Here is a 584-nt window from a genome sequence, read left to right as displayed (position 1 = left end):
ATCCTCGGATCACAGCCCGCTTATCGGCTCCCCGAGGCATATCGCAGATTGCCACGTCCTTCATCGGCTCCTGATGCCAAGGCATCCACCGTGCGCCCTTAGTAATCTTCAAACAGACACACAAAAAATATTCTCACATAAAGAATAAGATGCTCGCGTCCACTATACAGTTCTCAAACAACACCAGCCGCCCCCCTCACCACACACACCGTGCGCAGCTACCTGAAGCAAGCCACAGAACACACACCCAACCACCACACCCCCACCCGAAGGCAAGGACCACGGTGACGGGGCCTGTTGTTCCAGGACCCGACAGTGCACCAAACCACCAACCATCAACAGCACCCACGCACCAAGCAAGCACGCAGACACCAGACAGTGATCAGACACCCACCACAACCCGAAGGTCGCACCGGCTGCCTCGTCCGCTGATATTCCACCCATGAGCACGAACCCACCACCGGGCCCTCGAAACGGGCCAGGTGCAGCGAGTCTCACCAAAACAACCCCCACACCAAGTAAGCGGCGCGCGGGCGGGCCGCCACACGGCGACCAAAGTGAAGCTCCTTAGAAAGGAGGTGATC

Annotated in this window: 1 rRNA gene; it reads right to left on the bottom strand. The window is 58.4% G+C overall.

The window, feature by feature from the left end:
- Positions 1-112, bottom strand: a 23S ribosomal RNA gene (locus tag QSJ40_RS12590); the annotation flags it as partial.
- Between the last annotated feature and the right edge of the window lie 472 nt (positions 113-584).

This window comes from Kocuria sp. NBRC 114282, from assembly GCF_030268385.1.
Taxonomy (GTDB): Bacteria; Actinomycetota; Actinomycetes; order Actinomycetales; family Micrococcaceae; genus Kocuria; species Kocuria palustris.
This window is presented reverse-complemented; position numbering and strand designations above follow the sequence as displayed.